Origin of the sequence: Methanosphaerula subterraneus, assembly GCF_052055875.1 — an archaeon.
Taxonomy (GTDB): Archaea; Halobacteriota; Methanomicrobia; order Methanomicrobiales; family Methanospirillaceae; genus Methanosphaerula; species Methanosphaerula subterraneus.
In genome coordinates this window covers 2,587,912-2,613,553 of record NZ_CP170508.1, presented here as the reverse complement: position 1 = coordinate 2,613,553, position 25,642 = coordinate 2,587,912, and the positions used below count along the sequence as shown (strand labels likewise).

The following is a 25,642-nucleotide window of genomic DNA, read 5'->3' as shown; positions in this document are numbered from 1 at the left end:
TCCTGATCATTCCGCAGACCTTCGACTGATGGGCTGCACAGGTGGGCATTGTATGACGGAAGGAGCCGTGCTCTTCTTCCTGCTCGTGCTGTTCTGCGTCGTTGTCTCCCCGGTATCGGGTGTGGACGTGACCGGCCCGATGACCATATCAGAGCCCGGCACCTACCAGCTGACCCAGGACCTGACCAGCGGCGACGCCTCGATCGCCATCACCTCCTCGGATGTGGTGCTGGACGGGAACGGACATTCGATCGGAGGGGCCGGCCCCGATGCCGGCACGGCCGGGGTCTATGTCTACAGTTCCGGGGGGCTCCTCTCGAACGTGATCGTCAGGAACCTGAAGGTCAGCGATCACCAGTACGGGATCTATTTTGTCGGCGTCCAGGACGGAAGGGTCGAGGGATGCACGGTCAGCGGGAACGCCTTCGGGATCGGCTGCAACCAGGACGCGAACGGGAACACCATCACCGGCAACACCGTCACCGGCAACACCCACGGGCTGGCGATCACCTCGTCGAGTGCCAACAGTGTCAGCGACAACACGGTGACCGGGAACAGTGCCGCCGGGATCTACCTCTACTCGACCAGTGGGAACACGGTCTTCAACAACAACTTCAACAATATCAGGAACGCCGACTTCAAGGGATCGGTGCTGAGCAACACCTGGAACACCCAGGTCGCCGCCGGGAGTAACATCATCGGCGGATCGAGCATGGGGGGAAACTTCTGGGGGAGCCCGGATGGGAACGGGTTCTCACAGAAGACGGCTGACGCCAACGGCGACGGGATCGCTGACCAGCCCCTGACGCTGGCACCCGGTAACATCGACCAGTCCCCCCTGGCATCCTCCACCGCCCCGACATCAACCACCGTCACCACCACGGCCTCCCAGACCGTCACCCCGTCGCCATCAGTATCCCCTTCCCCCACCACAGCCGTGACGACGTCGACGACGACGGCACCGACGACCACGGCACCGCCGGCAGGGAACGAGATCCCGGTCACCGGGCCGACCGTCATCTCGTCCCCGGGGGTCTACGGACTGACCCAGGACATCGCCACTTCCACCCCGGGCCAGGCGACGATCAACATCACCTCAAGCGATGTGACGCTGCATGGGAACGGTCACACGATCAATGGCGGGAACGTCGGAGAGACCTGGGGTGTGGTCGTCACGAACCAGGATGCGACCCTCTCCAATGTGGCGCTCACCGACCTGACCGTCACCGGGTACCAGTATGGCGTCATCCTGAACAATGTCCAGGGGAGCCGGGTCACCGGCTGCCGCATCACCGGCAACCAGGGATTCGGCCTCGGTATGGCCGCAGCCCAGTCCAACCAGGTCAGCAACAATTACTTCAACAATAATAAAAACGTCGCGAACTATGATGTTGAGCCGAAGGCCAACACCTGGAACACCCCGGTGACGGCAGGGATGAACGTCATCGGAGGGCCGAACCAGGGCGGCAACTACTGGGGGAGCCCTGATGGAAAAGGATTCTCCGATCTGAACGCGGACACCAATGGAGACGGGATCTGCAGTGCACCCTACCAGGTCGCCTCCCAGAACGTGGACCAGTTCCCGCTGACGAAGAATGTCGGGAACGGTCAGCCCACCCAGACCCCGGTGACGACGGCGAGCACCCAGACCCCCATCGGGACCACCACCACCGTGCCGATCCCGACCTGGACCCAGCAGACCTCAAGCACCCAGTCCCCCGGCGGGACAGCCACCACGCTTCCCCAGGTAACGACTGGGGTTCCGGGGACGACAGCCCCCATCACCCCCCCTCAGGGTTCTGCCGTCGTCATCAGCGGTCTCAACCTTGAAGAAGAGTGGGTGAAGATCACGAACAACGGGGCGCTCCCGGTCTCGCTTGATAACTGGAAGATCCGGGACACCACAGAACTAAACAAGAACATCCACACCTTTACCTTTGAAGGATTCTCTCTCTTACCCGGTGAAACGGTCACTGTCCATACATTGAATCCACTCAAGTTGGATAATTCATCCACAGATTTCTATTGGAACCTCAATGAAGAAGTCTGGAACAACAATGGCGACACGGCAACCCTGATCGACAGTGCAGGCAATGTGGTCAGCACATACCCCCCAACCACCTCAGGTGGAAACGTCACCCCAACCGTCACCCCGCTGCTGCCGGAGACGATCGTCCCGACGGTCACCGCGGTTCCCCCGCCGCCGGCAGACGCGATCCCGGTGACCGGCCCGATCGTGATCACAAAACCCGGCTACTACCTGCTGATGAACGACATCCAGCACACCGACGAGGTGGTCTGTATCGATATCAGGTGCTCGGACGTGACCTTCAACGGGAACGGCCACACCATCAGCGGCAGAAATGTCTTCAACACCTACGGGGTCTCGGTGTACCAACCGTCGACCAGGCTGGAACGGGTGACGATCACCAACCTGGCGACCGCCGACTGGTTCTACGGGGTCTCGTTCTGGGACACCCACGACGGAAGGATCAACGCGGTCACGGCCACCAGGGACCAGTACGGCATCATCCTCCAGACCTCGACCGGGAACCTGGTCGACAGCAACACCGCCCAGGGGAACAGCCAGGGAGGGATCCTCCTCCTCGCCGGCAGCGATCGGAACATGGTCTTCAAGAACCTGGCCGAGACCAATACCTGGGGGTTCTACCTCTCGGCGGCGCAGAAGAACACCGTCCTCTCCAACTTCGCCACCGCCAACCGGGAGAACGGGATCGGCCTGTACAGCGCCGGCAACAACACGGTCGTCAACAACTTCCTCAACAACACCCAGAACGCCCAGTTCCAGAGCACCGTCCTTCCGAACAACTGGTCGGTCAACCTCTCGCTCGGCACCAACATCATCGGCGGCGTCCTCTTCGGCGGTAACTACTGGGCTTCGCCGGGCGGGACCGGGTACTCGGAGACCGCGGCCGACGCGGACGTGAACGGCATCTGCGACCAGCCCTATACCGTGGGTACCGGCAACGTGGACCAGAATCCGCTTCACAGCACCGGCAGGAACCCGTTCGCCGCGATCCCGGTCAACAACTCGACCGTGATCACAGAACCGGGGACCTATGTCCTTCAGAATGATATCACCGGAAGCGAGGTCCCGATCTGTATCGACATCCGGTCCTCGGACGTGACCTTCGACGGAAACGGCCACACCATCAGCGGCCAGGGCACCTTCAACACCTACGGGGTCTCGGTGTACAATGAATCACGGCAGCTCGAGCGGGTGACCGTGAAGAACCTGACCGCCAGCAGATGGGGGTACGGGATCTCGTACATGAACACGCAGCAGGGGACGATCGAGCACTGCACCCTGACCGACGATATCTACGGAGTCGTCCTCACCACCTCGAGTACCACCATGCTCCAGGACCTGGTGGCCAGGTCCAACCTCCAGGGCGGGATCCTCTTCCTCGCGGAGAGCACCGCCAACACCCTGTACAACTGCACCGCCGAGAGCAACCGCTGGGGGGTCTTCCTCTCCTCGGCGAGCGACAGCCTCCTCCTCAACAACCGGATCGCCAACAACAACATGTCAGGGCTGAGCCTGATCGCCGCCAACGGCAACACGATCGTCAACAACTACTTCACCAACACGAACAACACCGACTTTGAGGACCAGCTCGGCTCAAACTACTGGAACATGCCCGTGACACCAGGGAACAACATCGCGGGCGGCCCCTTCTACGGCGGCAACTACTGGGGCGGCCCCAACGCCACCGGCTTCTCGGATATCACCCCTGACGACGATAACGACGGGATCTGCGACCAGCCGTACCACCTGACCGCGACGAATGTCGACCAGTACCCGCTCCGGAATGTCTCCCCCCTCGGCCTCTACTACCCGATCACCGGGCCGACCGTCATCACGAGGCCGGGACGATACCTGGTGATGCAGGACTTTGCGGCTTTGGACGCCCAGGTCGGCATCGATGTCAGGTCCTCGGATGTGATCATCGACGGGCTCGGCCACGCCATCACCGGCGCGAAGAAGTTCAACTCCAACGGCCTCTCGGTCTACAACGAATCAGTCCAGCTCTCGAACGTCACCGTCTCCAACCTCTCCTTCGGGAGCTGGTTCATCGGCGCGAACTACCTGAACACCAGGGATAGCAGGACCGACAACCTGACCGCCATCGGAAACGATTACGGTATCGTGATGGCCCTCGGGGAACGGATGCTCCTGAACCATACCGACGTATCCGCCAACACCTACGACGGCCTCTCGATCTCCTCGGTGACCGGCTCGCGGTTCGTCGACATCACCGCAGACAGCAGCATGTACGGGATCTGGTCCTCGGGCTCGTCCGTGAACTCCTTTGAGAATTGCATGGCCAGCAACAACCAGCAGGGGATTCAGTTCCAGACCTCCAGCAACAACACCTTCCAGAACATCACGGCAGAGAGCAATACGGTCGGGCTGAGTCTGCTCGATCAGAGTCTGCAGAACCGGGTCGAAGCCGGCTCGTTCAGTAAAAACGGCAGGGGCATTGTCATCGAGAACGCGGGCAACACCACCGTAGCGAATGTGACCGCATCGAACTGCACAGAGGGAAGTGGGATCGCCGTCACCTCTTCCGCAGGCTCGGTGCTGAACAGCAACCTGGCAGACCACAACATCAACGGGATCGCACTGCAGAACACGGGCGATGTCGTGGTTCACGCCAACCGGGCGATCAACAACACCAACAACGGGATACTGCTGAACGGAGCGACTGCCGCGTTGATCACCGAGAACAGCGCCACACAGAACGGCGTCTCGGGGCTCCTGCTGACCGGGTCCAGCAGGAACAGGATCGGACAGAACACCCTCACCGGGAACAACGTGGGATTCCGGGCAGAGGGATCCTCGGACAACTCGCTGATCGAGAACCTGATCACCACGAACGGGTACGCCGGGATCTCGCTCTCCCTGACCAGCAACGGGAACACGATCTTCCACAACACGGTCAGGGAGAACCAGAACGGGATCGTCGTCGCCGATTCGGGGAAGAACGTCATCGCCGACAACCTCTTCTCCAACCAGAAGAACGCACTCCTGGCCGGCACCCCCGGGATGAATGCCTGGAACAACCCGCAGTCCGCCGGCACGAACATCGCAGGCGGGCCGAACCTGGGCGGCAACTTCTGGGGCACCCCCGGTGGAAAGGGCTTCTCGGATGTGGCCGTCGACGACAACCATGACGGCCTGGGCGACCAGCCGCTGACCATCGGGCCGGAGAACATCGATCAACTCCCGCTCACTGCCTACGCGCTCGTCCAGTCCCCGGTGGTCCCGACGACCTCGTTCACCGTCGACCGGGCCGGCGGTCCTGCCCCGGTACAGATCCGGTTCACCGACACCTCGATCGGAAACCCTGACTGGTGGCTCTGGGACTTCGGGGACGGCAGCACCTCCACCGAGCAGAACCCGACGCACATGTACTCCTGGGCAGGGATCTTCACCGTCAAACTGACCGCCTCCAACGCCGTCGGCTCGACCAGCCAGATCCAGCGGAAGGTGATCACCGTCACCACAGACCAGGCGATGAAACCGGTCGCAAACTTCATCGCCTCCGGGACGGACGGGACGGCCCCGATGAGTGTCCAGTTCACCGACACTTCGATCGGACATCCGGACCACTGGCTCTGGACCTTCAATGACGGTTCCACCGACACCCTCCAGAACCCGTCCCATTCCTTCAAAAACGAGGGCACCTACCCGGTGAGCCTGCAGGTCTCCAACCAGTACGGCACCGACACCGAGACGAAGGAGGGGTTCATCACCGTCAGGCAGTATGTCCGGACCGAGCGGAACGGAGCCCTGGTCCAGCCCGTGGTCCAGAGGTAAAAGAGTGAGCGAGGGTCCTGCCGACCCGTTTCAATCGGTGTCGAGCGGCTTGAAGCCCTCTTTTCTGATCTTGCCGTAATCCTTTCTGATCTTATCGTCCATCTGACAGACCGGACAGATATAGTCATCAGGGAGATCCTCGAACCTGGTCCCGGCCGGGATCCCGTTATGGGGCTCCCCGCGCTTTTCATCATAGATGTACCCGCAGACCGGGCAGATGTATTTGGTCGGGGTCCAGGGTTCAAAACCCCAGGTCCCGACCTTGCCCTTCCCCTGCACCCCGCAGAGCGGACAGACATAGTCATCAGGAAGATCCTCAAAGGCGGTGCCTTCCGGGATTCCATGGGCGGGTTCGCCCCGTAGCGGCGAGTAGATGTACCCGCAGACCTTGCACTTATATCGTTTGACGGTCATCTCACATCCTCCCACGCCGATGATCCGGCGGGGTTTGGTGAGGATGCTACAACATGGGTAATATAGCTTGGGATTATGCGATCAGACCGCCCATGAGTACCTGCTATGGGTCAGGCCGAAGAGAAAGGAGAGAAGAGCAGTAATGCCGGCAGACCGCAACCAGAGTTCCTGCCGATGTCGATGCGGGAGGCGAAAAAACTCGGTATCACGCAGTTTGATATAATTCTGGTCAGCGGAGACGCCTACGTGGACCATCCCTCCTTCGGGACGGCCCTGATCGGGCGGGTGCTCTGGGATGCCGGGTACACCGTCGGGGTGATCGCCCAGCCGGACTGGCATTCTCCGGATGATCTGCTCGCCCTCGGACGACCGCGGCTCTTCTTCTCGATCTCCTCAGGGAGCGTCGATTCGATGGTGAACCATTACACCCCGAACAAAAAGCGGCGTTCAGAGGATGTCTACTCCCCGGGCGGGAGGCCCAACCGGCCCGACCGGGCGACGATCGTCTACGCCCAACAGGTGCACGCACTCTTCCCAGAGACCCCCCTGCTGCTCGGAGGGATCGAGGCGAGCCTGCGGCGGTTCGCCCACTACGATTACTGGTCGGACTCGGTCAGGCAGTCGATCCTCGCCGACGCCCCTGCCGACCTGGTCGTCTACGGGATGGGCGAACAGCAGATCGTCGCGATCGCCGACCGGCTGAACGCCGGCGAATCGATCGGAGAGATCATGGACGTCGCCGGGACCGCTGTGAAGATGGCGCCGAAAACCTGGCGGGCCGTCGACCCCGGGGATGCGGTCGTGATCCCGTCGTACACCGAGGCGGCCGCAGACAAACGCGCCTATGCCGAAGCGTTTCGGCTCCATGCGCTCGAACAGAACCCGATCGCCGGCCGGCGGGTCGTCCAGCCGCACCCAAAGACAGTGATCATCCAGAACCCGCCGGCCCTCCCCCTGTCGACCGGGGCGCTCGATCGGATCTACGCCCTCCCCTTCACCCGGAAGGCCCACCCCCGATACACGGCGAAGATCCCGGCCCTCGAGCCGGTCAAATTCTCGGTCACCAGTCACCGGGGCTGCTTCGGGTCCTGCTCATTCTGTGCCCTGACCCATCACCAGGGCCGGATCATCCAGAGCAGGTCGGTGGGATCGATCGTCGACGAGGTGACGAGGATGACCGGAATGAAGGGCTGGAAAGGAATTGTCCAGGACGTCGGCGGGCCGAGCGCCAACATGTACGGACTCTCCTGTCCCCGGTGGCAGACCCTCGGCCCCTGTGCCGATAAGACCTGTTCCCCGGACTGCCCCTCCCTCATGGTCAGCCACCAGCAGCAGGTCGAGATGCTCGGCGCCGTCAGGGCGGTACCGGGGGTCAGAAAGGCTTTCATCAGTTCAGGGGTCAGGTACGACCTGGTCCTCGCCGACCATTCAACCTACCTCCAGGACCTGGTCGAACACCATGTATCAGGCCACCTGAAGATCGCACCCGAGCACTTCGTCGACAGCGTGACCGCCCGGATGCATAAACCGGGACGGGCGGTCTTTGAGAGGTTCCAGCACGCCTACGATAAGACCGTCAGAGAGGCCGGCGTCCGGCAGTACCTGCTTCCGTACCTGATGTCCGGTCATCCGGGGTGTACGCTCCGGGACATGGTGGAGCTGGCCCGGTATATCGAGGATCACCACCTCTACACCGAACAGGTGCAGGACTTCACCCCGACCCCGATGTCGGTCTCGACCTGCATGTATGCGACCGGGCTGGACCCGTTCACGATGGAGCCGGTGCATGTCCCGGTGGGGCGGGAAAAACAGGTGCAGCGGGCTCTTCTCCGGTACCGGGATCCTGCGAACGAGACGCTGGTCAGGGAAGGGCTGGTGCTGGCAAAGAGAGAGGACCTGATCGGATCGGGCCCGAAATGTCTGATCCCGGATCGCCGCCCGGGAACGATGACCGGGTTCAGGCGTCCCTGAACGGGATCTCGATCATCGTCAGGTCGACCGGGGCGATCACCTCGCCATCGAACCGTTGCTTTGCATCGGCAAGGTGATCGGCCGAGGCGGTATACCGGGACGAGATATGGATCAGGGCGAGGGTTCTGGCCCTGATAGCCCTGGCCACGTCGGCGGCCTCCCCTGCGGTGGCGTGGAAGACCTCTTTTGCCCGGGCCTGGTCGGCATCACTGTAGGTCGCATCATGGACAAGCAGATCCGCGTCCATACCGATCTCCCGCACCGCATCGGTCACCGGCCGGGTATCCCCGGTGTAGATCACTTTTCTCCCAGGACGCTCCACACCGACCACCTGATCTGGGCGGACGATCTGCTCCTTGCCGTCGACCGTCGCCAGGACCTCTTCTCCGCGCTGCAGCCGACCGAAGAGGGGGCCCGGTTTGACCCCGAGCCGGATCGCCTCCTCACGGTCGAACCGTCCCGGGCGGGGATCCTCCTCGAGGACGTACCCGACCGAGGCGATCCCATGCCTGGTCTTGAAGGCCCGGACCGTGTAGCCGTCGAACGGGACCACCATCCCGGGCAGCACCTCCTCCGACTTCAGCACGAACCGCATCTGGGTCTTGCCCATGTGCCGGACGTCCTCGGCGAACTCGTGCACCCATTCAGGGCCGTAGATCGTCAGCGGTTCGGTCCTCCCCATGAACGAGAGGGTCTGGACCAGCCCGAAGACCCCGAGGAAATGGTCTGCATGCCAGTGGGTGATGAAGATCGCGTCGACCGTGAACCCGGTCCGTGCCCGCATCATCTGCTGCTGGGCGCCCTCCCCGCAGTCGAAGAGGAGGGTATCCGACCCCCGCCTGATCATCAGGCAGGCCGGGTTCTTCAGGGGAGCCGGCAGGGCCCCGGCGGTTCCAAGAAAATAGACCTGCATCGTCTCGCCGCTCATACGAACCACCGCCTGAATGCAGCGGCAGACTTCCGTGCCTCTTCCAGGGACCGCCCCTCGACGACGGCGATCCCGGTGTACCGGCGTTTGACCTGCGGGCCGATGGCGGCCCAGTCGATCGAACCGTCCCCGAGGGCAAGGTGCTCGTCGGAGAGGCCGTGGTTGTCGTGCAGGTGCAGATGGTTGAACTGCTCGATATGCTCGAGGAACGGACCCACCTGCCCGGCCGTGTTGGCATGGCCGAGGTCGCAGGTGATCCCCACCCCTTCGATCCCCTCGGTCATCCCGATGATCTCCAGCGGAAACCGGCAGAGGAACTCCTTGACCCCGATCATGTTCTCAAGGCAGGCCAGCACCCCGTGCTCCACCGCCACTTTCCCGATCTCCACCAGCGCCTCCTTCTGCAAGGCCCAGGTCCGGTGCGGGTCGAGCGCTCCGATCGGGGAGATATACCCCGGATGGATCGTGACCCGGTCGGTCAGGCCGGCCGCATGGGTGATGCAGGCCGTGATCTGCCGGATCGACTCCCTCCAGATCGGATAGTTCAGCGAGGCCAGGTTCAGGTCGCTGTACGGGGCGTGGACCGAGGCCGCCAGGCCGGTCGTCTCCAGCACCCCCTGCACCCGTGTCAGGGCTTCGGGATCGTCGAGCCGGTACGGCCCGTCGGCCATGATCTCCCAGCCGTCGTACCCGGCCTCCTCCAGCGAGTAGACCCATTCCGGAGTCTCCATCACCCTGGACGAGGAGGAGAAGAAGAGCTGCTGCATCAGGTCGCCCCCTGCAGTTCTGCGAGCAGGGCGTGAACCCGGGCCGAGTACTCTGCGATCGTCCCATCGTTGGTCAGCGTCCGATCGGCCTCGGCGAGGGCACGGTCGAGCCCCCACCGGATCTCGCGTTCGTCGCGCCGGTGCAGTTCCTCGGCCGAGAGCGTATCGTCAACCCGTCCGCGCTGGCTGAGCCGTGCAAGGCGGACGGGAAACTCGGAACGGATCCCGATCAGATGAAAGTCCGGGAACTCCTGGCGGAAGATCGCCACCTCGGCATCCCCCCGGATCCCGTCGACCAGCGCCACCGGTGCTCCGGTCGCCCTGATGAAGGAGATCGAACTGACCGCGATCGCTCCCATTCCGTGCCGGTCGCGCAGCTGCTGCGCCACCTGGCCGAGACTCTGGTCGGTCTCCGGCAGCCCGGCCTCCTTCACCGCCGCTCTGATCACGTCCCCCATCACCACAACCGGGATCCCCATCGCTTCTGCTATCCGGGAGAACTCCCCTTTACCGCTCGCCGGCAATCCAACGATCCCTATTACCTTCATACCAGTATTCTCCCCCGGTCCGTGTCCGGATCCGGACCCTGTGTCCGACCTGATCGGCCACTCGCTGCAGATCGTGGTCGGTGAGCGGGGGCAGTTTTCCCTGCACTCCCTGCTGCAGCACGAGGTCCACCTCTCCAGCAGCTTTTGCGATGTACTGCACGTCGCTCTCACACCCGCGGAAGAGGGTGACCACCACCTCGAACTCCTTCAGCCTGCCCTCAAGGAACGCGGATCTGCAGAGGGCGAGCGAACGCTGCACCTCGGTGACAAGGTCGACGCCGAAGAGGTTAGGGTACCGCTCCCACCGGGCCTTGATATCCAGCGCGACCCGATCGATCAGTCCGTTCTCGATCAGGTGGGACAGGGTGGCAGGATAGACGCCATTGGTCTGTACCCCGGTGGCGAGGCCGAGATCATGAGCGGCCGCTGCCAGGGCGGCCAGAGGCTCCAGCTGCGCCGTCGCCTCTCCACCTGAGAAGATCACCCCGCTGATCAGAAACCCGGAGGACCTGATCATGGATCTGACCTCGTTCACCTCGCGAAGGTCGGTGCCTCCAAGGATCGCACGGTTCTGACAGTAGGGGCACCTGACCGGACAGCCGCGAAAGAAGACCGTGCAGACGGCCCGCCCGGGCCAGTCGACGGTGCTGATCGGGACGAACCCACCAAAGTTGACCTTCAGAGCATCACCGTTCTTCACCTATTGGGAAGCAGTTTTATTGAATCTATTGACCAGGACCAGGTAAAGTGCACCTGCGTTAACGTAAACAAATTTACTTGTTATGAAAACAAGCAGGACTTAGTCCAGAAATCGGAAAAGAAGCCTTTATCTGGTTGTTCTTCACATGATCAGGTATGAGTCTGATCAAGGATGCACAGCGCGGCCTCGTCACCGAGGAGATGAAGCTGGTCGCTGCACAGGAGGGCGTAACCGAGGAGTTCGTCAGAAAAGGGGTCGCTGGAGGGCATATCGTCATCCCGGTGTCCCCCTACCGCAAGGTTAAGATCTGCGGGATCGGCGAGGGGCTCAGGACCAAGGTGAACGCCTCGATCGGAACATCCTCCGATATCAGCGACGTTTCGGTGGAGATCGAGAAGGTCAGGCAGGCAGAACTTGCAGGTGCCGACACGCTGATGGAGCTCTCCACCGGCGGGGACCTGGCCGATATCAGGCGCCAGGTCGTCGCGGCCACCTCCCTCTCGGTCGGTTCCGTGCCCCTGTATCAGGCGTTCATCGAGGCAGCCCAGAAGAAAGGCGCAGTCGTCGATATGGAGGCGGACGACCTCTTCCGGATCACCGCCGAGCAGGCGAAGGCCGGCACCAACTTCATGGCGATCCACACCGGGATCAACTACGAGACGATGAAGCGGCTCGAGAACCAGGGGAGGCATGCCGGGCTCGTCTCCCGCGGCGGTGCGTTCATGACCGCATGGATGCTCCACAACGAGAAGGAGAACCCGCTCTACGCAGAGTATGATTACCTCCTTGAGATCATGAAAGAGCATGAAGTGACCCTCTCGATGGGGAACGGCATGCGGGCCGGCGCAGTCCATGACTCCACCGACCGTGCAGCCATCCAGGAACTGCTGATCAATGCAGAGCTGGCAGACAAGGCCTTCAACGAAGGGGTCCAGACGATCGTCGAGGGGCCCGGGCATGTCCCGATCGACGAGATCCAGGCCAACGTGATCCTGCAGAAGCGGGTCACCAACAGGAAGCCGTTCTACATGCTCGGCCCGCTGGTCACCGACATCGCACCAGGGTATGACGACCGGGTCGCCATGGTCGGCGCAGCCCTCTCCTCGTCGTACGGGGCGGACTTCATCTGCTATGTGACGCCGGCTGAGCACCTGGCCCTCCCGACACCGGAAGAGGTCTACGAGGGGGTCATCTCCTCGCGTATCGCAGCCCACATCGGGGACATGGTCAAGCTGAACAAGCGCGACGATGACCTGGAGATGGGACACGCCAGAAAAGCCCTCGACTGGGACCGGCAGTACGCGGTCGCACTCAATCCAAAGCGGGCGAAGGAGATCCGGGACAGCAGGATGCCGGCGGACACCGACGCCTGCACGATGTGCGGCGACTACTGTGCCGTAAAGATCGTGGCCAAGCACTTCAACTTCTAATCTTTTTTTGCTCAACCGGCTTCGGACGGTCCGATCGTCTGAATCGATCAGGTTCTGGATGATACTTCGACGCCAGACTCGTTCCCAGACTCCGCTGCTGCCCTCATCGGCTGCACGAGTATTGGATGCACCATCGGCGAAGCTGGGATCGCCTAACAGGACAGGTCCGGGAGTCGGAAAAAAGGAGAACGGTTCAGCCCCTCGGGGCGAAGCTGATCCAGTTGATGTTGACGTAATCGGTCGGGAACAGAAGGCTCAGCCGGTGCTGCCCGGCCGGCAGGGTCACCGGCACGGAGACGGTCTGGAAGACCGGCCAGTCGCCGGTGTTCGGGATGCTCACGGTCGCGACCGGGGTCGTGTCGTCGTCGACGTACACCCGGACGGTCGATCCGCTGTGCGAGGAGGCGACCCGGAACCCGGCGTCATAGGTGCCGGCAGTGCTGACGTCCACAGTGTAGGTGAGCCACTCGCCAGCACGGATCCAGCCGATGTTCGGGGAGCCGTCGGTGTCGAGCGTCTCGATGTCGACATCGTCCTGCCGGTAGACCCCGCCTTCGTTGCCGGCGGTGGTGTCGTGGTAGGCGACGCCCTCACCGCCGAGGTCGTAGTCCTCGGCCTGCAGTGTCCCGGGGATGGTGTGCGGACCGTTGTATGGGGTCGCGGTATAGCCGGGGGTCAGGGTCACAAATATGTCGACGTTCTGGTCCTTGCCGGGGTAGGTGGTGATGGCCCCGGAGACGGTGGAGTATCCGTCCTTCTGGACGGTGTAGGTCCTGAAGGGAGTGCCGGTGACATAGACCCGGATCTTCAGGATCCCGTCCGCGATGGTCCCCATGGGGGTCTCATCGAAGGTGACCGTCGCCCCGTCAACATTACAGTGGATCGTATACCATCCCTGATCCCCGCCGATCGGCGGGAAGGTGATCGTCGGCGTCGGAGTGGCCGCCGGCACGGTCACCTCGACCGTCTTCACCGATGATCCTGTTGCACCGGTCGCGGTCTGTTTAATTGTGTAGGTGCCGGCCTGCGAGTAGGTGTACTGGAAATTCCGATAGGCGGTGCTCGTGCCGTCGCCGAGGTCGTACCGCACCGAGGTCGCATTCACCGAGGTGTCGGTGACCAGGATGCCCATCGAACCCGGGCCGCCCTGGGAGGTGACCGTGAAATTGGCAGCCGGCGGGTACTGCTCGGTCGGTACCGGGGTCGGCGCGACCGGGGCGGTGACGTTGATGCAGTCATCGATCGTCTTCACCTCTGTGCCGTTCGAACCGATCGCATAGAGGGAGACGGTGTACTTCCCGGCGGTGTCGTAGACATGGACCGGGTTCTGTTCGAAGGAGGTCGCCCCGTCGCCGAACTGCCAGTAATAATACTGGACCGAGCCGTTCGTCGACTCGGTGAACTGTACGGCGAGAGGGACGAGGCCGGCTGAAACATTCGTGGAGAACCCGACGGTCGGCGGGTCGGTGACCGTGATGTACCCCGGCCTCTGCGTGTAGACGCTACCATAATCCGGACTTGAAGCGATCAGGGTCACGGAATAGGTACCCACCTGGGTGTAGGTGTGGATCGGGTTCTGCTCGGTCGAGGTCGCCCCGTCGCCGAACTGCCACTGGAATTCGGTCGCACTGGTCGACTGGTCGGTGAACTGCACGGTGAACGGCGTCCTGCCGACGGTCGCGTTGGCCGTGAAGTTCGCCTCAGGCACGGTGTTCACGATGATGCACCGGTACTGGGTACAGGTGTCGCCCATCTGATCGTTCGAGGCGGTCAGGGCCACGTTGTAGGCGCCGGTCTGGTTGTAGATATGGGTCGGGTTTTGCTCGATCGATGTGGTGTTGTCCCCGAAGTCCCAGTGCCAGGCGGTCGCTGAATCGGTCGATCGGTCCTGGAACCGCACCGAGTACGGGGCCTGGCCGACATGGCCGAAGGCATAGAAGTTCGCCGCGAAGGCCCGGGTGAGCTGGATGTTATAGAGATGGGTTTCGTCCTCACGATACCAGTCAAACGGTATGGACGAGGTCAGATACCCGGCCCTGGTCGCCGTCAGGTTATACTGATTCGGGTCCATACCCCTGAAGGAGATGCCGTTCTGACCGAGGCCAGCGTATTCTATGTGAAAATTATAATATCCGTTGCTGTCCGAGGTGGTTGAAGAACCTAGGAGGGAGGAGGAGATGATCGCATCGGACAATGGCTGACCGGTGACAGAATCGGTTACGTACCCGGATACAATTCTGGTGAGTTCGAACTGCCCGAGGTCTTTTGTGCCTTGCTGAAGATCGGCAGAATTGTATGAGTAGTTTATCGTTCTTTCACGATAATCGAGAGGAGCGATCGTCAGGGTAAAAGGATCGTCGACCGTGGGAGTATCCAGAAGGATTGAGAATCTCCCCATGGCATTGGTATGAACAGATCCAAATTGTTCTGATGTTCTGATACTAATATCCGCCACCGGTTGATGGGTGTAACCATCGACAAGGGTACCTGTCAGGGTCATCGGCGGAGTCGCTGCCACCGGTGCAATCATCAGCAGGCAGGAGGCGCTGATCAGCACGATCAGCAGCAAGATCGTTCTTTTGAAGAGACATGTCATGATTCAAACCTCATTGGTGCAGTGGAAAAACGTAATTGAGATAATTATTGAACCTATGATGAATTCCCATTTAAATTCTCCGAATTCAACGTATCGATCGTTTTTATCACCCCATTCAGCCTCATCATATGACGGGAACGAGATCGTCTAAAGGGTAGAGATATTCAAAAAAAGGAGAGATCTGATCACTTCAGGGCGGCGATGCCGGCGAAGTCGATCGCATTGACGATGGTGTCATAATCAGCCTTCGTCCCCTTGTCGACGGAGACATAGACCATGAACCGGTCGTTCACCGAGATCCATGCTCCATAGGTATCGGGCTTCGTATATACCTCCCATGCCGGGTTCCCCTTCACCTGGGTGCTCTTGAAGTACCCGTCGGTGCTCTCCATCGACTGGAACCCACTCCAGCTGCTCTTGAATCCGACATTTTGATTGGCAGTGTCCTGGTAGGTGACACTGGCCGTGGTATCCTTGTTCGTGGTGCTCGTGTAGCTCCCTGTCGCCATCGTCCAGGGGTGGCCGTCCGAGTCCTTCATGGTGAGCCCGCTCGGACTCCCATCGGCCTCCCAGCCTGTCGGGGCCACGGGGATCAGGGCCACCATCTTGTTGAAGTCCACGGCCTGGACTGCTGCCCCGGTACCTGATGACGATGTGGTAGCGGTCGCCGAGGCTGTTGTCCCGGCTGCGGATGTCGACTGCGATGTCGCCGTGGTCGTGACCGCCGTCGTGGTCGGCGAGACGGTGGTCGACGAGGTACACCCGGAGACCAGCACCATGCCGATGATCAGCAGGGCCAGTACGAGGGCAGTACGTGTTGCTTGTTTCTTGTGAATAAGTGTCATACGAACCTCCAAACAGTATAGTCCTCTCATCGGTATCCCAGGTTAAATATATACCGAAATTTGATCGCCATCTGACTTTAAATGATGCGAAATTCGTATATACGAACGTGTTTACGCGATAAGGATCTCCATGAGATCGTTAACCCTGGATCTTCGGGTCGTCCGCCGGCTTCTTCTCCTGAAACAGGAGAGGGATACGCCCCGATAGGGGGACCAAAAAAGAGAATGGATGGATTTCAACCTGGCGACCAGGTTCAGACGATCTCAGCAGAGACGATCGTGACCGTCTGCACCGGGCGGCTGTTCGTACCGATCTGGACCTTGCCGATCGCGTCGACGACATCCATCCCGCTGACGACCTTTCCAAAGGCAGGGTGCTTCTTGTCCAGGTAGTTGTTGTTCACCAGGTTGATGAAGAACTGGCTGCCCCCGGTGTTCGGGCCGGCGTTGGCCATCGCGATGGTCCCGCGATCGTTTCTGTTGTGGTCGGTGAACTCGTCGGGGATCACGTAGCCCGGTCCGCCGGTGCCGTCACCCTTCGGGTCGCCGCCCTGGATCATGAACCCGGCGACCACACGATGGAAGGTCAGGTTGTTGTAGAACCCCTTCTGCACGAGTTTCTCGAAGTTTCCGGTCGTGATCGGCATGTCTCCATACAGCTGGATCGTGATATCGCCCATCGAGGTATGCAGGACGGCCTTCTTACCGGTCAGATTGGCCGCCGTACTCGTTCCAGTGGTATTCTGCGTTGATGCTGCCGTTGCGGCTGCTGTTGTGACGGCGGTGGTCACCTGACCAGAGACCGTTGAGGTCGGTTGCTGGCTCTGGGGGGCACTTGTGCATCCTGCGATGAAGAGGGATGCTGCAAGTATCAGCCCGACGCAGAGCAGAATATGTGCTCGTCTCATCCTTAGAAAATCACCATCAGCCCTATATGATGATTGTGGCAGCAGCAGGTTCCAAAAAAAAAGCAGAGGGATGGGCCCCGGATGGTTGTGATCAGATGATCTCTGCCGTGACGATCGTCACCGGGGTCTGCGGGCGGTCGCTCCGGTCGGTCCTGACCTTTGCAATCGCATCGATGACCTCCATCCCGCTGACGACCTTTCCAAAGACCGGGTGCTTCTGGTCCAGGAAGTTGTTGTTCACCAGGTTGATGAAGAACTGGCTGCCACCGGTGTTGGGGCCGGCGTTGGCCATCGAGATGGTGCCGCGGTCGTTTTTGTTGTGGGCTGTGAACTCGTCTGGGATCACATAGCCCGGCCCGCCGGTGCCGTCACCCTTCGGGTCGCCGCCCTGGATCATGAACCCGTCGATCACGCGGTGGAAGGTCACGTTGTTGTAGTATCCTTTCTGCACGAGTGACTCGAAATTTCCTGCGGTCACGGGCATATCGGCATCCAGCAGGATGGTGACATCGCCCATCGTGGTATGCAGAAGGGCTTTCTTGCCAGTCTCATTGGTCATTGGTATCAAACTCCATGGTTGTATGCTGTGCTGTGAGTACCGTTTCGACACAGGCCACGGGGTCTGCGTTCGTCTCAGCCTTACAAACTCATCATCATCCCTATATAGGGATTGTGGCAGTCCGCAGTCGCAGTGAGGAGAGCCGGACTGACAGGCTATCAGAAGAGGAAGATTAAGAAGGGACCAGGATCCACCATTCATAGAGATGAGAGATACAGGGATACGGGTGCTGCTGATCTTGATGCTCGTCGGAGGTGTTGCACTTGCAGGGTGCACAGCTCAGGAGAGTACAAACAATACCAGCGCTGCCGGCAAAGATGCAGCAACGCTCTTCACCCGGGCCGGCACCCTCGGCGAGCAGGGGAACTACCAGCAGGCCCTGGCCACCTACGAGCAGGGGCTGCAGATCGATCCCAACAATGTGGAAGCATTGAACGGGAAAGGGGCAACCCTCCGCGCCCTGGGACGCGATGAAGAGGCGCTTGCGGCCTTCACCCGGGCGACCGAGGTCGACCCGACCTCTGCGCCGTCATGGATGAACAGGGGCGACGCACTCGAGCGGCTCGGCAGGACCGGCGAAGCGGACGCAGCCTACAAAAAGGCGGCCGACCTGGACAGCACAGCGATGAAATAAAAATAAAAAAACTATTTTTTGATGGCGTTCAGATCAGGTAGGTCAGGTACAGCAGCCCGAATGCCGCCACAATCAGCACCACAAAGGCCGCGGGGTTCCAGGCCAGCACCTTCTTTCCGTCCAGCACCGAGACCGGGAGCATATTGAAGGCCGCGATCATGGCGTTCACCTTCAGCCCCAGGTAACCGATCACACCGACCAGGCCCCACTGCCCGCCAAAGAACGCCAGCAGGGCGAACGGGATGCAGATCAGCAGACTTGAGACAGGGCCGGCAGCCGAGATGATCCCATTCTCCCTCTTGCTGACCGAGGAGCCGTAGACCACCGTGGCCCCCGGCGCCGCAAAGACCACGCCCACCAGGGCCGCGAGGACCACGGCCACCAGCAGCATCTGATCGTCCCGCTGGAACTCTGCCCAGTAACCGAAGTGCATGGCCACGAACTTGTGCGCCATCTCGTGGAGCACAAATCCGATACCGACCGTCAGCAGCGAGATCACGAAGTAGAGCAGCGCAACCGACAGGTCGACCCTGTTCCGAACAAAGATCAGCGTGAATGCGGTCGAGATCGCTAGCCATGCGATCAGCAGGTCGCGCCGTTCGTGGGGGGGAATCCGTTCAAACATTGTATCTCATCAGTACTGGGTGGCTCTACACCTAAATCTACTCTCTTCCGGAGATGACCGGTACCGCCATCTTTATGTCCATCACAACACCGATATAGGGACATGGATATCACAGCCCTTCGCGAGGAGATCACCAGCATCGACGATCAGATCATCCGCCTCATCGGAACCAGACAGCAGATCGCCGCCCAGATCGCACGCTTCAAGTATTCACAGGGGGCACCGATCAGGGACGAGGGCCGGCGGCGGGAGGTGCTCGACCGGGCCTTCAATCGAGCGGTCGAAGAGAAGATCGATCCTTCGAGCGTCCGAAAGATCGTCGAGATCCTGATCGAGATGAGCGAGGAGCGTCAGCACGAATGCATGGGGGAGGGGAACCTCCCCTGATCAGAGGAGCGTATCGATATAGGAGACGACCGTTTTGAGTGCCTTGATCCGTGCATAATATTTGTCATCGGACTCGATGATCGTCCAGGGTGCCTGCGGGGTGCTGGTCTTTGCAAGCATCTCGTCGACGGCGATGGTGTACTGGTCCCATTTTTCACGGTTGCGCCAGTCATCTTCGGTGATCTTCCACTGTTTTGCAGGGTCTTTCTGACGCTGCTCGAAACGACGGAGTTGTTCGTCCTTGTCGATCTCAAGCCAGAACTTGACCAGCCCGCCGCCGCTGGCCACGAATGCCTCCTCCATCTGGTTGATCTCGCCGTATGCCCGCCTCCATTCCTCTTCAGTACAGAGCTGTTCGACCCGTTCGACCAGCACCCTGCCGTACCAGGACCGATCAAAGATCCGGATCGAACCGGCCGGCGGGAAGTTGGTGTAGAAACGCCAGAGATAATGGTGCGCCTTCTCGATATCGTTCGGCACCGATACCGGCACCACCGAATACCCGCGGGGGTTCAGATTCTGCGTCAGGCGGAGGATGTTCCCACCCTTGCCGGCCGCATCCCAGCCTTCGTACACGATCATCATAGGAATCCCGCGTTTGTAGATCTGATACTGCCGCACGCGGATCTGCCTCTGAACGACCTCCAGCTGTTCAACATAGTCTGTTTTGGAGAGGGAGAGGGAGTGATCCACAGGAGCGAGGACTGAGTCGGATCGTTTCTTATCATCTTTTTTGTGGCCGGCCTGGTCTTGCCCCTTCTTCTCTGCAGAGAGCCTCGCCTCAAGCACCCTGATCAGCACCGTGTAGACCCTGATGGCCGTATACCGGGGATCCGTCGCCTCAACGATCGTCCAGGGAGCGTCTTTGCTATCGGTCTCCCTGATGATATCCTCGATAAGAGGCAGGTACTGGTCGTACTGGTTATGAAAGTCCCAGTCGCCCCGGGTGATCATCCAGGAGGTCAGGAGATCCTTTTCGCGCTCCTCAAGCCTCCGCTTCTGCTCCTCCTTGCTGATGTGCAGGAAGAACTTCAGCACAATCGCCCCATCATCGGCCAGTTGCTGCTCAAAGGTCCGGATCATCTGAAGGGAGTGCTTCTTCTTCTCCTTCCAGTCGATCCCCCCCAACCGTTCGGCGAGCAGCCGGCTGTACCAACTCCGTGCAAAGATGGCAATCCTCCCCTTTGCAGGGGTATTTACCCAGAACCGCCAGAGGAAGGTATGTGCCTTCTCATCGTCCGTGGGACTCCCGGTTGCATAAAAATTGAATCCACGCGGGTCCAGGGCATGGATCAGCTCGCTGACCGTGTTTGAGATCCCTGAAGCGTTCCATCCCTCGATAACCAGAACCAGAGGGATCCCCGCCGCCCTCAGATCCCTCTGCAGTTCCCCGAACCGCTCCTGCAGTGCCGGGACTGTCTTATTGTACTCCTTCTGATCCGCTTTCCTGGAGAGATCGTACTGGTCGAGCATAGTTCCCCTGCAAGTCTTCGTCTCGCAGAGTAGCATCGGAAGAAGGAAGGGATAATAGTTACGGCCTGTACCGGCCGACCCAAGACAACACGATGGCTATCGTCATCCATTCTGGGGAAGGAGAGGAGAGAAAATCACGGGATGTCAGACGCAACCGATACGAACACAGATGCTCCCCATGCAGATCTGCGATTGACATTGACGAGAGCGTTCAATACGATAAAAAAATAGAACAGCCATCTATCCGGGCTGCACTCGATTCAATTGATATTATCCAGACTGTACCCTTTCTTCGTGAGCAGTTCCTTGACCCGGTCACGGTGATCTCCCTGCAGCTCTATTGAACTGCCTTTCACCGTACCACCGCAGGCAAGTTTACTCTTCAGAAACTTGGTGAGTTCCTGGAGATCAATATCCGAAGGGTCTAGTCCATCAATGACCGTGACCTCTTTTCCGTATCTTCGTCTATTAACATTGACATTGATCCGCTGCTGTTCCTTTGCAACCTCCTCACAGATGCACAGTTCTTTAGGTAGCCCACAGGTTGGGCATATCCCACCATTCATTACATCTTACTTCAAGTTCTGCTTATATATTTGTTGGCATAACAAGTCCCGTATGAGCCGGATATTCCCCCTGATCTGGAGGCCGGGATGGAGATGGTCTGAAATGTGGTCAGGAAGGGACCACTGCCAGGGACCGACTGGCCGGGCACCAGACACGTGATAATATGCACCGGATTCTCAGATTGAGATGAATTTACCGAATTCCCGATCAGACCCATCAGGCAGAACCTGCAACATTCAAAAAAAACGGACAGAACAGGGCGCATCCCGGTTCAGGTGTGGAGTATCATTGCAGCCCCCTGCCCGATGCGGTGATTTATCTGCGGAGACCTCGAACCATAGGGTATATGTCACTGATGGTCCTCGGAACCTCGTCACATGTCGGCAAGAGTGTGACGGTGGCTGCGATCTGCCGGGCCCTGGTCCGGCGGGGGATCAGGGTTGCCCCGTTTAAATCACAGAATATGAGCCTGAACTCGTACGTGACCGGGGATGGTGCCGAGATTGGCATTGCACAGGCGATGCAGGCCTTCGCCGCAAAGGTCCTTCCATCAGCACTGATGAACCCGATACTGCTGAAACCCAAAGGAGACAGCACCTCACAGGTGGTGCTGCTCGGCCATCCGTACAAGGACGTGCAGATCAGGGACTATTACCAGGAGACCGATCACCTCCTCGGGATCGCAGTCGACGCCTATCATCAACTGGTCAGAGAGTATGGGGAGGTGATCATCGAAGGGGCCGGCGGTGCTGCAGAGGTGAACCTGTACGACCGGGACATCGCCAACATCCGGCTTGCCGAGCAACTCCGGCTCCCCATCGTCCTCGTCGCGGATATCGAACGGGGCGGGGTCTTTGCCCAGGTCTACGGCACGATCGCCCTGCTCCCAGAACAGATCCGCCCCCTGGTGAAGGGGATCATCATCAACAAGTTCCGGGGCGACCCGACACTCTTCGAGAGCGGGGTGAAGATCCTCGAGGACCTGACCGGGGTGCCGGTGCTCGGCGTCATCCCCTATACCCGGCTCGATCTGCCGAGCGAGGATTCCCTCTCCCTGCAGGACAAAGAGCGGCGGGATGGTCAGGTCCGGATCGCGGTGATCAGGCTCCCGCAGATCGCAAACTTCACCGACTTTGAACTGCTCGAACGGCATGCGGCCGTCGACTACCTGCAGCCCGGAGAATCGCTGGACGGATACGACGGTATCATCATCCCAGGGACCAAGAACACGGTGAACGACCTGCAGGTGCTCCAGGCGAGCGGCACGGCGGCGGCCATCAGGGCTGCCCGCGGGCGGGGAGTGCCGGTGATCGGGATCTGCGGCGGATACCAGATGCTGGGAAAGACCGTGATCGACGACGGGTCGGAGGCCTGCAAGGGGACCTACGAAGGGCTTGGACTGCTCGACCTGGTCACCGCCTTTGAGGGATATGAAAAGACGACCGTCCAGGTTCAGAGAACTGCTGCCCCGGTGCCCCCTATCCTGGATGCGATAGGGGAGGTATCCGGCTATGAGATCCACATGGGCACGACCACGCTGAACAGCGGGAGAACGGCCTTCTCCGGGGAGGGAGCGGTATCGGATGACGGGCTGGTCTTCGGCACCTACCTGCACGGCCTCTTCATGGTGCCGGCGGCGGCAGAGGCGCTCCTCTCCTACCTGTACGCACAGAAAGGCCTCACCTTCAAAGGGATAGACGACCGGGCAGAGGAGGACCCGTACGACCTGCTCGCCGACCATTTCGAGGCGCATCTGCAGATGGATAGGCTGACACAGATCTGCAGGGATCACACCCCGGAGACCCCGGTGTAGAAGGCTTATCATTTGTCGGGTGCAAAGTACTGGATACGGTGGTAATGGTGCAGATTGCAATGAAACTGGAGATGACCGATCGGCCAGGACAGCTGGTCGCTGCACTGCAGCCGATCTCGGTGGTCGGCGGAAATATCATCGCCGTGATCCATCAGCGGGACACCTCGGAGAAGGGAACCCTGAGCGTCCAGATTGTGCTCGAGGTGCCGGAGGGCCGGGTTGACGACCTGGTCAGGGCGATCCGTGACCAGGGTGTGAATATCCTGATGCTCGGCGAGGAACGGTTGCAGTACAGGCAGTCCGTGATCATCATCGGTCACCTCCTCCATACCGATCTCGGAGACACGGTCGACCGGATCGACAGCACCGGCTTTGCCGAGGTGGCAGAGCTGAACGTGGTAATGCCAGCGATCGCCGAACGGTCGACCGCCCTGATCACCCTGAAGTCGGGGAACCAGGAGGACATGGAACGGGCACTCTCGATCCTGCGCGATGTCGGAAGAGAGAAGCACCTGCAGATCATTGAACCACTGGAAGAGGCAGCATGAGAATCGCAGTACTGGGCTGTGGATCGGTCGGACGGGGCGTTGCGACGGTGATCCTGGAGAAGGGACTCGATGTTACGATCACCGGGATGGCAGACTCCAAAAGTGCTGTGATGGACCCGAACGGGATCGATATCCAGGCGATGCTGGCAAGAAAGCGGGACACCGGTCTCTGCGGGGACCGGTCGCTGACCGCAGAGGACGTGGTGAACCGGGGCGAGTACGACGTGCTCGTCGAGGTGACACCGACCAATGCGCTCTCCGGGGAGCCGGCGCTGACCCATATCCGGACCGCGCTTGGACGGGGACGGCATGTGGTCACCTCCAACAAAGGGCCGGTCGCCCTGGCATTCTGTGAACTCAAAGAACTGGCACAGGCGGCCGGGGTCGAGTTCCGGTACGAGGCCACCGTCGGCGGTGCGATCCCGATCCTCCATACCCTTGAGCACGGGCTCGGCGGCAATACAATCCTGGGGCTGTATGGGATCCTGAACGGGACCTGCAACTATATCCTGACCAGGATGTCAGAGGAGGGGCTCACCTACGACCAGGCCCTCTCCGAGGCCCGGGAACTCGGCTATGCCGAGGCCGATCCGACCTATGATGTGAAAGGGATCGATGCGGCGATCAAGCTGGTGATCCTGGCGGACACGATCTGGGGCATGCAGGCCACCCTCGACGATGTCGAGGTGACCGGGATCGACATGCTGACCGCCGATGCACTCCGCCTGGCAGCGACACAGGACTGCACGATACGTCTGATCGGCGAGGTGGTGCCGGAGCCGAGGATCCTCCGGGTGGCCCCGCGGATGATCCCGGCGAACCATCCCCTGGTGATCGAAGGAACTTTGAATGCAGTGACCCTTCGGACCGATATGGCCGGCGAGATCACGCTGATCGGGAAAGGTGCCGGCTCTATCGAGACGGCGAGCGCGATCGTCGGGGACCTGACCTACATTGCGGAGCGCTATGTCAAGGGTGCTTGAGCGGCGGCGACAGTTCCTGAATTTGATGCGTCAGTACACGCTTGAACGAGGCTATTTTCAGATCACGGATATCGCGGAGGCCCTGCAGGTCCCCCGCTCAACTGCCCAGGACTGGGTCAAGCGGCTGATCGAGGAGGGATGCCTGATCGTCAGGGAGAGTCCGCACGGGCGGCATGGCGGCCACTATGCAGCGGTCAGTGCGGTGCCTGCCAGCACCTGCAGGCGGATCTTCACCACCACCGACGGCGACGAGGTGGAGATCTTTCATGAGTGTATCTCCGGTGCCTGCGCAGCGTTCTGTGGGTTTCACCATGCACAGTCCGGCGGAGTGATCACCGCCATCGAACGGGACGGACCCCTGCTCCGGGAACATGGACGGATCGGCGAGGCGACACTCGGGATCGGGCTCTATCCGGCCCCAGCGGTCGGAGTAGGTGCGATCCGACGGGATGGAGCGAATATCCTCCAGGAGATCACCTCGATCGGAGGGCCGGCGTACTCCCTGACCGAGATGATCGGCCATGCGGAAGGGGTCTGCGAGGTCAGGATCCGGCGGGAAGGATCGCTCGTCCTGGGGGAGGTGATCACCCGGGATCTCATCCACCTGATCATCGGGGTCGACGACACCGACGGCCCGGAAGGGGGAGCTACCTTCGCCCTGGCCGCGGCCCTTCTCCAGCACCTGGGAGGGGTCGCGGGTGTGATCCCGATCGGGCACCGGGTCGCCATGCTGAACCCGAATATTGAACAGAGAACCGTGGGGAACGCATGCAGTTACATCGAACTGGCCGTTGAACCGGGGCTGGTGGCCGAAGTGACTGATCGATGCCGGAAGTTCGTCGGTGACGAGAGCCGGTCTCCGGAGTGGGGGATCGCCGTGAAAGAGGGGTTCCGGATCGATCCTGCACTCAGGGCATATGGAGAGCATGCCCGGACCGGGTACCTCTCCCGAAGCGTTGCAGAAGAGACAGCCGCAGCCCACGCCATCAGTCTTTATGGCGGAGATGGGGTGATCGGGGCGCTGGCAGCCGTTGCGCTGGCCGGGGTTCCGACCGAGACGCTGTTGGATTTGCGGATCCCGATCTGCTGAAAAAAATATCT

Annotated in this window: 21 protein-coding genes; 9 read left to right on the top strand and 12 right to left on the bottom strand. The window is 60.6% G+C overall.

The annotated features are described in order from the left end of the window. The first annotated feature begins 52 nt into the window (after positions 1–52). Complete coding sequence (locus ACFKSJ_RS12785; RefSeq protein WP_440950174.1) at positions 53–5,845, top strand: NosD domain-containing protein; 5,793 nt, start codon at positions 53–55, stop codon at positions 5,843–5,845. A 30-nt stretch (positions 5,846–5,875) separates the two neighbouring features. Here the strand turns inward: ACFKSJ_RS12785 and ACFKSJ_RS12780 are convergent, their stop codons facing one another. Next, positions 5,876–6,259 (bottom strand): rubredoxin, encoded by a 384-nt coding sequence (locus tag ACFKSJ_RS12780; protein WP_440950173.1) that lies wholly within the window; start codon positions 6,257–6,259, stop codon positions 5,876–5,878. A gap of 105 nt (positions 6,260–6,364) precedes the next feature. Here ACFKSJ_RS12780 and ACFKSJ_RS12775 point away from each other — a divergent pair, with 105 nt between their 5' ends. Then, entirely contained in the window at positions 6,365–8,230 is a 1,866-nt protein-coding gene (locus ACFKSJ_RS12775) for a YgiQ family radical SAM protein (protein ID WP_440950172.1), read from the top strand. On the opposite strand, the gene rnz is transcribed toward ACFKSJ_RS12775, so the two are convergent. Genes rnz through ACFKSJ_RS12755 form a run of 4 tightly spaced genes read right to left on the bottom strand, consistent with a single transcriptional unit; the run spans position 8,217 to position 11,173 of the window. Beyond that, a complete protein-coding gene (gene rnz, locus ACFKSJ_RS12770; protein ID WP_440950171.1) occupies positions 8,217–9,158 on the bottom strand; it encodes a ribonuclease Z in 942 nt (313 codons plus the stop codon). The genes ACFKSJ_RS12775 and rnz overlap by 14 nt on opposite strands. Next, on the bottom strand, positions 9,155–9,925 hold the full coding sequence (locus ACFKSJ_RS12765; protein ID WP_440950170.1) for a sugar phosphate isomerase/epimerase family protein: 771 nt from the start codon (positions 9,923–9,925) through the stop codon (positions 9,155–9,157). Before ACFKSJ_RS12765 ends, rnz begins: the two co-directional genes overlap by 4 nt. After that, positions 9,925–10,473: a dephospho-CoA kinase gene (locus ACFKSJ_RS12760; RefSeq protein WP_440950169.1), complete on the bottom strand. Its 549-nt coding sequence runs from the start codon at positions 10,471–10,473 to the stop codon at positions 9,925–9,927. Before ACFKSJ_RS12760 ends, ACFKSJ_RS12765 begins: the two co-directional genes overlap by 1 nt. Beyond that, positions 10,433–11,173 carry an anaerobic ribonucleoside-triphosphate reductase activating protein gene (locus tag ACFKSJ_RS12755; protein WP_440950168.1) on the bottom strand — a complete coding sequence of 247 codons (741 nt, stop codon included), beginning with the start codon at positions 11,171–11,173 and terminating at the stop codon, positions 10,433–10,435. The genes ACFKSJ_RS12760 and ACFKSJ_RS12755 overlap by 41 nt, the downstream gene beginning before the upstream one ends. Positions 11,174–11,328: 155 nt before the next feature. Here ACFKSJ_RS12755 and thiC point away from each other — a divergent pair, with 155 nt between their 5' ends. Beyond that, positions 11,329–12,603, top strand: coding sequence for a phosphomethylpyrimidine synthase ThiC (gene thiC, locus ACFKSJ_RS12750; protein WP_440950167.1), 1,275 nt, complete (start codon positions 11,329–11,331; stop codon positions 12,601–12,603). A 193-nt stretch (positions 12,604–12,796) separates the two neighbouring features. Here thiC and ACFKSJ_RS12745 read toward each other — a convergent pair whose 3' ends face one another. From ACFKSJ_RS12745 to ACFKSJ_RS12730, 4 genes are all read right to left on the bottom strand, one after another. After that, a complete protein-coding gene (locus ACFKSJ_RS12745) occupies positions 12,797–15,199 on the bottom strand; it encodes a PKD domain-containing protein (protein WP_440950166.1) in 2,403 nt (800 codons plus the stop codon). Positions 15,200–15,384: 185 nt separating this feature from the next. Beyond that, on the bottom strand, positions 15,385–16,044 hold the full coding sequence (locus tag ACFKSJ_RS12740) for a hypothetical protein (RefSeq protein WP_440950165.1): 660 nt from the start codon (positions 16,042–16,044) through the stop codon (positions 15,385–15,387). Between the two features lie 254 nt (positions 16,045–16,298). Further along, positions 16,299–16,952 (bottom strand): peptidylprolyl isomerase, encoded by a 654-nt coding sequence (locus ACFKSJ_RS12735; RefSeq protein WP_440950164.1) that lies wholly within the window; start codon positions 16,950–16,952, stop codon positions 16,299–16,301. 91 nt (positions 16,953–17,043) lie between these two features. Next, on the bottom strand, positions 17,044–17,511 hold the full coding sequence (locus ACFKSJ_RS12730; protein WP_440950163.1) for a peptidylprolyl isomerase: 468 nt from the start codon (positions 17,509–17,511) through the stop codon (positions 17,044–17,046). A gap of 205 nt (positions 17,512–17,716) precedes the next feature. Here ACFKSJ_RS12730 and ACFKSJ_RS12725 point away from each other — a divergent pair, with 205 nt between their 5' ends. Further along, positions 17,717–18,145: a tetratricopeptide repeat protein gene (locus ACFKSJ_RS12725; protein ID WP_440950162.1), complete on the top strand. Its 429-nt coding sequence runs from the start codon at positions 17,717–17,719 to the stop codon at positions 18,143–18,145. A 28-nt stretch (positions 18,146–18,173) separates the two neighbouring features. Here the strand turns inward: ACFKSJ_RS12725 and ACFKSJ_RS12720 are convergent, their stop codons facing one another. Further along, positions 18,174–18,770: a peptidase M50 gene (locus ACFKSJ_RS12720; protein ID WP_440950161.1), complete on the bottom strand. Its 597-nt coding sequence runs from the start codon at positions 18,768–18,770 to the stop codon at positions 18,174–18,176. A 102-nt stretch (positions 18,771–18,872) separates the two neighbouring features. Here ACFKSJ_RS12720 and ACFKSJ_RS12715 point away from each other — a divergent pair, with 102 nt between their 5' ends. Continuing rightward, entirely contained in the window at positions 18,873–19,157 is a 285-nt protein-coding gene (locus ACFKSJ_RS12715) for a chorismate mutase (protein WP_440950160.1), read from the top strand. Here ACFKSJ_RS12715 and pap read toward each other — a convergent pair whose 3' ends face one another. Beyond that, positions 19,158–20,630, bottom strand: a complete 1,473-nt coding sequence (gene pap, locus ACFKSJ_RS12710; protein ID WP_440950159.1) for a polyphosphate:AMP phosphotransferase — start codon at positions 20,628–20,630, stop codon at positions 19,158–19,160. Between the two features lie 260 nt (positions 20,631–20,890). After that, positions 20,891–21,196 (bottom strand): stress response translation initiation inhibitor YciH, encoded by a 306-nt coding sequence (yciH, locus tag ACFKSJ_RS12705; RefSeq protein ID WP_440950158.1) that lies wholly within the window; start codon positions 21,194–21,196, stop codon positions 20,891–20,893. A gap of 347 nt (positions 21,197–21,543) precedes the next feature. Between yciH and ACFKSJ_RS12700 the strand changes: the two genes are divergently transcribed. From ACFKSJ_RS12700 to ACFKSJ_RS12685, 4 genes are read left to right on the top strand one after another with little or no spacing between them, the layout of a single operon-like run. Next, complete coding sequence (locus ACFKSJ_RS12700; RefSeq protein ID WP_440950157.1) at positions 21,544–23,010, top strand: cobyric acid synthase; 1,467 nt, start codon at positions 21,544–21,546, stop codon at positions 23,008–23,010. A 44-nt stretch (positions 23,011–23,054) separates the two neighbouring features. After that, positions 23,055–23,558: an amino acid-binding protein gene (locus ACFKSJ_RS12695; RefSeq protein ID WP_440950156.1), complete on the top strand. Its 504-nt coding sequence runs from the start codon at positions 23,055–23,057 to the stop codon at positions 23,556–23,558. Then, the gene (locus ACFKSJ_RS12690; protein WP_440950155.1) at positions 23,555–24,541 is read left to right on the top strand and encodes a homoserine dehydrogenase; all 987 of its coding nucleotides are present in this window, start codon (positions 23,555–23,557) and stop codon (positions 24,539–24,541) included. The genes ACFKSJ_RS12695 and ACFKSJ_RS12690 overlap by 4 nt, the downstream gene beginning before the upstream one ends. Then, positions 24,525–25,631: a sugar-specific transcriptional regulator TrmB gene (locus tag ACFKSJ_RS12685; RefSeq protein ID WP_440950154.1), complete on the top strand. Its 1,107-nt coding sequence runs from the start codon at positions 24,525–24,527 to the stop codon at positions 25,629–25,631. Before ACFKSJ_RS12690 ends, ACFKSJ_RS12685 begins: the two co-directional genes overlap by 17 nt. The last annotated feature ends 11 nt before the right edge of the window (positions 25,632–25,642 follow it).